This is a genomic window from Phytoactinopolyspora endophytica (genome assembly GCF_004138495.1).
Lineage (GTDB): Bacteria > Actinomycetota > Actinomycetes > Jiangellales > Jiangellaceae > Phytoactinopolyspora > Phytoactinopolyspora endophytica.
The window spans coordinates 242,768-247,968 of the sequence record NZ_ML142853.1; the positions used below are offsets into that span (position 1 = coordinate 242,768).

Consider the following 5,201-nt stretch of genomic DNA (forward strand, 5'->3'; position numbering starts at 1 on the left):
CATCCACACGCGGACCTGGCGCGGCCATACCTGGGGCAGAAAGCGGGAGGACGCTGAGCTCGATGCTCGTACCGAACAGCTCCCTGGAGAGAGCGGTCCCTGATCGTTCGGGACGCCGTGGTTGCGGCAGGCCGGGCCGCCCAGCGACCACAGTGACTGATGTAACTCCGGCCCGCGGGACAACCACCCCAAAACCGCCGCTATGCACCGGGCACGCGCACACGAGGGTCGCCCCCCGCGGAACCGCGGCTCACTCCCGGCGTCCCCAACCCGGCCAGTCGCCTTGCAAGAGCGGGGTCATGGCGGGGACCGTGGATGTCGATAGGGATGCATCTCATGGTGGATGCATCCTTCAGCCATGGACGCGAACGACGCACGAGGAGCAACTCATGCTGGCAATGACCAACCAAGCCGCCACGGCGATCCGCAACCTCACGACGCAGCCAGGCCTGTCGGAGGAGACCGGCCTACGGATCGAATCGACGACCAGCGAGGACCAGACACCGACCTTCGCGCTGTCGCTGACGGCCGAGAAGCAGCCGGAAGACCATGTGATCGAGGCCGAGGGCGCCCGAGTGATCGTGGACGCGGCCACAGCCGCGGAGCTCGATGACAAGGCCCTGGACGCCGAGATCAGCGAGGAAGGCCAGGTCCAGTTCCTGCTCGCCGCGCAGAGCTGACCGGACATCCCGGGGCGCCACCTCCGGCCGCACATGCGCACCGCAGGAGGGACGCCGCCGGATTCACGGTGCCGACTGCTCGTGCGCGTGCGGCCGGAGCGGCGCCCGCCGCACAACCAGGGTAGGCACCCCGCCGAGCAACGGCTGACTTCCATGCCCTGACGAAGGGCTGAGGTCAGCCCTGTTCAACCTGCTGGATGCCAGGCTTACCCGCCGCTACGTAGATGCTGGCCCGCGTCGATATCCCCGAGCCCGGTTCCGTCACATGCTCGACCACCCGGTAGTCGGTGCGCCATTCGTCGGGTGTCAGCTCACAGCGGGCGTAGCCGCGCTGTACGTTGTGGAACTTCATGTGCGGGTTCTCGTCGAGCCAGGTCCGGCCCAGGTCATCCATATCCCGCCCATTGCCGCCCGAGCTGATCGACGTGCCGAGGAACTCGGTCCCGACGGTGGCAGAGTCCACATTGTCGAAGTCCGTCTTCAGGTCCGAGGCGACGCTGCGGTGCGCGTCACCGGTCACGACGACGAAGTTCTCCACGCCGCGTTCGTGAACCTCGGACAGCAACCGGCTGCGCGCGCCCGCGTAGCCATCCCAGGTGTCCATGCCGAACGCCTGCACGGGACCGGCCTCATGGTCGGCCTGCATCATGAAGATCTGGTTCGCCATCACATTCCACGTCGCTCCGGAGCCGGCGAGCCCGTCCAGCAGCCAGGACTCCTGCTGGTCGCCGAGCATGGTCCGGGACGGGTCGAGCCGGTCGTCGCAGTCGATCTGCCGGCCGTCACCGCACGCCTGGTCGGCCCGGTACTGCCGGGTGTCGACGACGTTGAACTGTGCCAGGTCGCCGTACGTGAGCCGCCGGTAGAGCCGCATGTCCGGGCCGTCGGGCATCGACGAACGACGCAGCGGCGTGTTCTCGTAGTAGGCCTGGAACGCCGCCGCCCGCCGGTCCAGAAACCCGTCGCTGTTGTCGCTGCCGTCCAGGTCGCTCGCCCAGTTGTTGTCCACCTCGTGGTCGTCGAGGACGACCACCCACGGGAATGCGGCGTGACAGGCCTGCAGGTCGGGATCGCTTTTGTACTGCCCGTACCTGATGCGGTAATCCTCCAGCGAGAAACACTTGGCCTCGGGCAGATGGCCACGGCCGATACTGCCCTGCGCGTCACCTTCGTAGATGTAGTCGCCGAGGTGCACGACCAGGTCGAGGTCTTCCTCGGCCAGATGCCGCAGCGCGGTGAAATGGCCGTCTGGATAGTTCTGGCAGCTGGCGAAGGCGAACGTCAGCGAGGACAGCGCCGCCGCGGCCGCCGGAGCGGTCCGGGTCCGGCCCACATCGCTATACTCGCGCCCGGCGCGGAACCGGTACCAGTACTCCCGGTCCGCCCGCAGCCCGCTCACCTCGGCGTGAACCGAGTGGCCCAGCTCCGGCGTCGCCCGTTCCACGCCGCCTCGCACCACGTTACGGAAGTCCGGATCCTCCGCGATCTGCCATTGCACGGGCACGGTCCGATCGGGCATGCCGCCGCGGCCGTCGGCGGCCAGCGGGTCCGGCGCGAGCCGGGTCCACAGGACAACACTGTCAGGCATCGGATCACCCGAGGCGACACCGAGTGAGAACGGATTGTCACCGAAACGCGGGGAACCCCATGCCGAGGCGCTCGAGAACCCGGCGATGGCGGAGGCGACGGCCAACGTGCCTCCGCCCGCGAGCGACAGGAAACGACGACGATCAAGCGACGAGCTGGGGCGATGACCGGACATGAAACCTCCAGGAGTCCATCGTTGGACCTTGAGCACAACAGGTGCGCTCATCCTGGCAGCGAACCCCAGAGAAACAAGAGGTGAAGGAGATTGTTGATCGGCTGTTCAGGGCACTCGTCAGCGCTCAGAAGCACGCGCCGTGTAACGGAAAACGCAGGTACCGACGGCGCGCCGCTCGCGTTCGAGCCCGGCTGTGATGTTGCGCTCAGGCGCGCTGCGCGCTTAACACGGCGACGCCAACGACGATCACCTCTGATATGACGAACATCACATTCGAGGCGGCCCGGACGGGCTACTCTCATTCGCCGTGGTCCGCGCCCGCCTTGTAGAAGGTGTAGGCGGTGCGGGCGGCGTCCCGGGCGCGGCTGCGGTCGCCGGCATCGTCGTACGCCAGGGAGAGGCGGAACCACGCCCGCCAGTCCTCGGGCGTCGCTTCGGCCTCGGACTTGCGCCGCTCGAACAGGGCGTCCGCCGCCTCACGGTCGGCGCGCCCACTGGGCCGGCGCGGCAGCTCGTCGACAGGCAGCCCGCCTTCGGCCTCCAGCGTGCGTGCCAGCATCTGCATCCGCAGGCCGAACAGGACCGAGCGCCACAGGACCCACGCGCCGACAAGCGCCAGGACGACGACGGCGATCCCGATGACGACGCCCACCGCCGAGCCGGAGTCCAGCAGCAGCACGCCACGCCACACGACGAGCACCAGGAAGCCGCCGACCAGCACAGCCATACCGATCGCCCAGATCCGTTCCCGGTGCGGTCTCGGGTGTCCCGCCGCCGCGCTGTTCACGTGGATTCCTCCGCGCTCCGGCCGCGACGTACCGACATTGTCAAGGCCATGACCCCGACAATGTCGGTACATTGACGCGTCGGCATCACAGGTCGAGGTAGTACTCGAGGCCGACTGTAAGACCGGAGCGCTCGCCGACCTTGCGCACACCGATCAGCACACCAGGCATGAAGGAGACACGATCGTACGAATCGTGCCGCAGGGTCAGCGTCTCTCCCACCGCCCCGAACAGGACCTCCTCATGGGCGACGAGGCCACGCAGCCGCACCGCGTGCACCGGCACGCCGTCGACGTCAGCACCGCGGGCCCCGTCGAGCGTCGTCGTGGTCGCGTCCGGGCCGGCGGGGACCCCCGCGTCGTGGCGCGCGTCGGCGATCAGCTGGGCGGTACGGACGGCGGTACCGCTCGGCGCGTCCACCTTGTCTGGATGGTGCAGCTCGACCACCTCGACGGATTCGTAGAACCGTGCCGCTTCGGCCGCGAACTTCATGGTCAGCACCGCACCGATGGCGAAGTTCGGCGCGATCAGCACACCGGTCCGCGGGCTGGCGGCCAGAGCCTCCCGGACCTTGCCCAGCCGTTGGTCGTCCCAGCCTGTCGTGCCCACGACGACGTGGATACCGCGCCCGACCGCGTGCAGGACATTGCCCAGGGTCGCATCGGGAACGGTGAAGTCGACGGCGACCTGGGCACCGGCGAGGTCACCGAGCTCGTCACCGACGTCGAACCGGCCGACAAGCTCGAGGTCCTCCGCGGCTTCGACCGCCCGGCACACCTCATTACCCATCCGGCCCGCCGCACCGATCACTGCCACGCGTGTGCCCATCTGCCCATTCCCCTGGTCGTCGCTACGTTCGTGTCCGAGCGCACGTCCTGTCCGAGTCTCCACCGGCGGACACGCTGCGCCCTGCTCGTCACGTCCTAGTGTCCCTGACCCGCAACGACCTCGTGTCCCCGGGCTCACGAGGCGGACACTGAGCACGAACTCATGCACCGCACGGCTCGGCTCCGGCACGACGACGGCCGCAGGGAATCCCCGGCGTTTCTACGCGCACCTTCCGAAGCAGCGCCCATGCGGACGCTCGCCGTGGCGTAGCGGCACATAAAGCACGACAATCGATCCATGGAGGCGCATGTTCGACTGCCGCGCTGGCTGGCTCGTGTCAACCGCGTCGTGACCAATCGCGTCATGGGCCTGTGGGCCCCCTACCTGCCGCCATGGGCCGTTGTCGTGCACCGGGGTCGAAGCTCCGGCCGGCAGTACCGGACGGTCCTGTGGGCTTTTGTCCGCAAGCGCACCGTGGTGATCGCGCTGACTTACGGGCACACCGACTGGCTGAGTAACCTCGAAGCCGCGGACGGCGGCCGGATCATCCGGTGCGGCCGCACGTACGTGCTCAAGAACCCGCGTGTGGTCACAGCGAACGATGCCACCGCGCTTCCGGTCGGCACCAGGTGGACCACACGCGTCTTCGGCTCGGCATTCGTCGCCGACCTCCAATGAGCCTCCACGCCGACCACGCCCCACGAGTCCCCACGCCCAGCTCCACCACCGCCCCGCTCCGCCAATCCAGCGGGGTCCCTGTCCGCCATACACTTGTCGACGTCCTGTCGTTCCGTGCCTGGAGGATGCCGCGGTGTTCAACATCGTCTTCTTCGAGCCGCGGATCCCCCCGAACACCGGGAACGCGATCCGTTTAGTAGCCGCCACGGGTGCGCACCTCCACCTGGTCGAGCCGCTCGGGTTCGATCTCGACGACGCCAAACTGCGACGAGCGGGCCTCGACTACCACGACCTGGCGAACCTCAGCGTGCACGCGAACCTCGCCGCGGCCTGGAAGGTCCTGCTCCACGAGGGCCAAGCCCGCGGCACGGTGCCCCACGTCTACGCGTTCACGACCGGCGGCACCACTCGCTTCACCGACATCTCCTACGCGCCGGGCGACGTGCTGCTGTTCGGTCCTGAGCCGGA

At 68.2% G+C, this 5,201-nt stretch carries 6 protein-coding genes; 3 read left to right on the plus strand and 3 right to left on the minus strand.

What is annotated here, in order from left to right:
* Nucleotides 1-389: 389 nt before the first annotated feature.
* Nucleotides 390-680, plus strand: a complete 291-nt coding sequence (locus tag ELR45_RS11950; protein WP_129666222.1) for a Fe-S cluster assembly protein HesB — start codon at nucleotides 390-392, stop codon at nucleotides 678-680.
* Between the two features lie 175 nt (nucleotides 681-855).
* Here the strand turns inward: ELR45_RS11950 and ELR45_RS11955 are convergent, their stop codons facing one another.
* The 3 genes from ELR45_RS11955 to dapB all read right to left on the minus strand — a co-directional run bounded on the left by ELR45_RS11955 (nucleotide 856) and on the right by dapB (nucleotide 4,055).
* Complete coding sequence (locus ELR45_RS11955; RefSeq protein WP_129666573.1) at nucleotides 856-2,442, minus strand: alkaline phosphatase D family protein; 1,587 nt, start codon at nucleotides 2,440-2,442, stop codon at nucleotides 856-858.
* Nucleotides 2,443-2,740: 298 nt separating this feature from the next.
* Nucleotides 2,741-3,229, minus strand: a complete 489-nt coding sequence (locus ELR45_RS11960) for a hypothetical protein (protein ID WP_240759506.1) — start codon at nucleotides 3,227-3,229, stop codon at nucleotides 2,741-2,743.
* Nucleotides 3,230-3,314: 85 nt separating this feature from the next.
* Nucleotides 3,315-4,055 (minus strand): 4-hydroxy-tetrahydrodipicolinate reductase, encoded by a 741-nt coding sequence (dapB, locus tag ELR45_RS11965; protein ID WP_129666225.1) that lies wholly within the window; start codon nucleotides 4,053-4,055, stop codon nucleotides 3,315-3,317.
* A 297-nt stretch (nucleotides 4,056-4,352) separates the two neighbouring features.
* Between dapB and ELR45_RS11970 the strand changes: the two genes are divergently transcribed.
* Together ELR45_RS11970 and ELR45_RS11975 are read left to right on the plus strand one after the other, a co-directional pair.
* Nucleotides 4,353-4,733, plus strand: a complete 381-nt coding sequence (locus ELR45_RS11970; protein WP_129666227.1) for a PNPOx family protein — start codon at nucleotides 4,353-4,355, stop codon at nucleotides 4,731-4,733.
* A gap of 133 nt (nucleotides 4,734-4,866) precedes the next feature.
* Nucleotides 4,867-5,201, plus strand: a 335-nt coding sequence (locus ELR45_RS11975; protein ID WP_240759509.1) for a tRNA (cytidine(34)-2'-O)-methyltransferase, incomplete at its 3' end; no start/stop codon positions are given.